2 protein-coding genes are annotated in these 3489 nt (G+C 62.5%); both read left to right on the forward strand.

Going from position 1 to position 3489, the window contains the following annotated elements:
• A partial coding sequence (locus tag ACLP25_RS27975) for an ABC transporter permease (RefSeq protein WP_442472366.1) occupies nt 1-1928 on the forward strand: 1928 nt, incomplete at its 5' end.
• 1 nt (nt 1929) lies between these two features.
• Nucleotides 1930-3114 (forward strand): ABC transporter permease, encoded by a 1185-nt coding sequence (locus tag ACLP25_RS27980; RefSeq protein ID WP_442472367.1) that lies wholly within the window; start codon nt 1930-1932, stop codon nt 3112-3114.
• Nucleotides 3115-3489 lie beyond the last annotated feature (375 nt).

The raw sequence follows: 3489 nt of genomic DNA on the forward strand, positions 1-3489 counted from the left end.
AGGCCGAGGGGCTGACGCGGCAGTTCGGCGATTTCGTCGCGGTCGATCACGTCAGTTTCAGAATCCCCCGTGGCGAGATCTTTGGCTTCCTCGGCTCCAATGGCTGCGGCAAGTCGACGACCATGAAGATGCTCGTCGGCTTCCTGCCGGCGAGCAGCGGCGCCTGCAAGCTGTTCGGCGAGCCGATGGGCTCGAACGACATGCAGGCGCGGCGCAACGTCGGCTACATGACCCAGGCCTTCTCGCTCTATGGCGAGTTGACGATCGCCCAAAACCTCGAACTCCACGCCCAGCTCTATCACCTGCCGCCGGAAAAGGTCGCAGGCCGGATCGAGGAGCTGCTCGAGCGCTACGACCTGAAGTCGGTCGTCAATTCGCGCCCCGACAGCCTGCCGCTCGGGATGAAGCAGCGGCTCCAACTCGCCGTGGCGGTGCTGCACGAACCCTCTATTCTCATCCTCGACGAGCCGACGTCGGGCGTCGACCCCATCGCGCGTGATTCGTTCTGGCGGACGTTGATCGATCTCTCGCGCGACGAGGGGGTGACGATCTTTGTCACCACGCACTTCATGAACGAGGCGGACCGCTGCGACCGCATTTCGCTCATGCATGCGGGCCGTGTGCTCGCGGTCGGCGCGCCGCGCGACCTCGTCAAGCAGCGCGGCAGCAGTTCGCTCGAAGACTGCTTCGTCGGCTATCTCGCCGAGGCTGCCGGCATCGACAGAAGCAAGACGCTCGAACTGGCGCCGGCCGCCGCCGCAGAGGCCGAGGCGGAAGCGCTTGCACCTCCGAAGCGTTTCAATCCCGGGCGGCTTTGGGCCTACGCCCGGCGCGAGACGGTGGAACTGTTGCGCGATCCAATCCGCCTAGCCTTTGCCGCCGTCGGTCCGGTCATTCTGATGCTGGCGTTCGGCTACGGCATTTCCTTCGACATCGAAAATCTCGCGATGGCGTCGTTCGATCAGGACGATACGCCGCAAAGCCGCGAACTGCTGCAGGGCTTCGAAGGATCCCGCTATTTTTCCATGCAGCCGCCGATCAAGTCGGCCGAAGAAGCAGAGCGGCGGCTCAAGAGCGGCAATACGCAGATCGTGGTCGAGGCGCCGCCCGGCTTTGGCCGCGATCTCCTGAATGGTCGCAAGCCGGAGGTCGACGCGACGGTGGACGGCGCTATGACGTTCCGCGGCGAGACGGCGAAGAACTACGTCAGTGGCGTGGTCAGGAAGCAGGGCGAAGAGCTTCAGCGCGAAGTACATCGTCCGGGTACGCCCAACGCGTGGGACGAAAACAACATCGAGACACGGTTCCGCTACAACCAGGCGTTCTTGAGCGTCAACGCGATGGTGCCGAGCATTTTCATGCTGATGCTGTGCCTGATCCCTGCGATCATGTCTGCGATCGCTATCGTGCGCGAGAAGGAGACCGGATCGATCGCCAATTTCCGGTCGACGCCGATCACCCGGTTCGAGTTCCTCATTGGCAAGCAATTGCCTTACGTCGCCGTGGCGATGATCAATTTTTTCGCCCTGCTCCTGATCGCGCTTTTCGTCTTCCATGTGCCGGTCAAGGGTCCGTTCCTCGTCCTGCTTCTCGGGACTTTCGTCTACGTCATTTCGACGACCGGCTTTGGCGAGCTCATCTCGTCTTTCACCCGCACGCAAGTCGCGGCCGTGTTCGCAACGACAATCCTCTCGGTCGTGCCGGCGGTCAATTTCTCGGGAATGCTCGCGCCCGTTTCATCGCTCTCGGGCGGAGCGAGGATCATCGGTCTGTCCTTCCCCTCCTCGTGGTATCAGCAGGTTTCCGTTGGCGTGTTCGCCAAGGCGCTCGGCATGGCCGACCTCTGGCCAAATATCGCCGCGATCGCCGTCATCGCGCTGGTGTTCATGATCCTTTCGCTGATCTTGCTGCGCAAGCAGGAGGCGTGAGATGGCGGCTAATCCCTCCCCTCCGACGCCGCGTCTCGCCGAAGCCGGGCCGCTGACCCTCGCCGATCACGTCGCGAATATCTTCCATCTGGTGATCAAGGAGCTGAGAAGCATCCGGGCGGACCCGGTTATGCTGATCCTCCTCATCTACTCCTTCAGTATTTCGGTCAACACAGTCGCAACCGGCGCGGTGACCGAGGCGACCAATCTCTCGGTCGGCATCGTCGATGAGGACGGCTCGGACCTGTCGAGGCGCATCGCCGAGGGGCTTAGGCGCCCCACCTTCCAGCCGCCCGTGCAGATCACGGCGTCGGATATCGATCCGATGATGGACCAGGGCAAGCTCCTGTTCGTCGTCGAGATCCCGCCGAATTTCGAGGCTGACATTCGCGCCCAGCGGAAGACCGGGATCCAGATCAATGTCGACGCGACGGCGGTGGCCCAGGCAGGTAACGGCGCGAGCTCTCTCCGCACCGCCATCGCCAACGAGATCCAGCGCTTCATCTCCGGCCGCGAAGACTCGACTGGCACGCCGATCAATCTCGTCGTGCGCGCGGCCTTCAATCCGAACCTCAAAACGGCGTGGTTCTCGGCGATGACTCAGGTCATCAACCAGATCACGATGCTGACCGTCATTCTGACGGGCGCCGCGCTCATTCGCGAGCGCGAGCAGGGCACCGTCGAGCATCTCCTGGTCATGCCGGTCGTGCCGACCGAAATCATGCTGGCGAAGATGCTCGCCAACGGCCTCGTCATCCTCGTGGCGGCGATGCTGTCGCTCCAGTTCGTTGTGCACTGGTGGATCGGCTCGCCGATCAACGGGTCTCTGCTTCTGTTCTTGCTCGGCGCGGCGATTTACGCCCTCGTCGTGGCGGCGCTCGGCATCATGCTCGGCACGCTGGCCACCACCATGGGGCAGTTCGGATTGCTCGCAATACCGGTTCTGATGGTCACCCAACTGCTTTCGGGCAGCAGCACGCCGATGGAGAGCATGCCGGTCTGGCTGCAATACGTCGTGCAGACGATCAGCCCGACGCCGCATTTCGTCGCCTTCTCCCAGGCGGTGCTGTTCCGCGGCGCCGACATCACCCTCGTGTGGCGACCGCTCGTGGCGATGCTCATCATCGGCGCGGTCTATTTTGCCGTCGCCCAAGGGCGCTTCCGGCGGGTCATTTTCGGCAGCTGAACGGACGCACGTGGCGCCATCACCGAAGCAACCCGGCTTGAGAAGCATGCAAGCGGCGCGAAAGCCTCCGTGGAGAACGGCCACTGTTTAGCGCAATGCGGCGCTGCGTCGTCTTTGCTCGGCGGCAATCCCCCAAACCGGTCAGCGGGGTAAGGGGCCAATTGGGTTTTGACTGTAGAGAAGGGCGCGCGCTTTGAAGGAGTCTCCGGAGTCGCGCCCGGAACCCGAAAAGCCGATTTTCAGAAATATCTTTGCAAAAATCAGAAGTCATGCTACCTTTGCCCAATGCTGGATCGAGGCCATGCCCTGACGAGACAGCCGCGGACGAGCTCACAGAGCGAGGAGAAAAATTCTTATTTGGAATCGCCCGTAAGC

This window comes from Roseiarcus sp. (assembly GCF_052145395.1).
GTDB lineage: Bacteria > Pseudomonadota > Alphaproteobacteria > Rhizobiales > Beijerinckiaceae > Roseiarcus.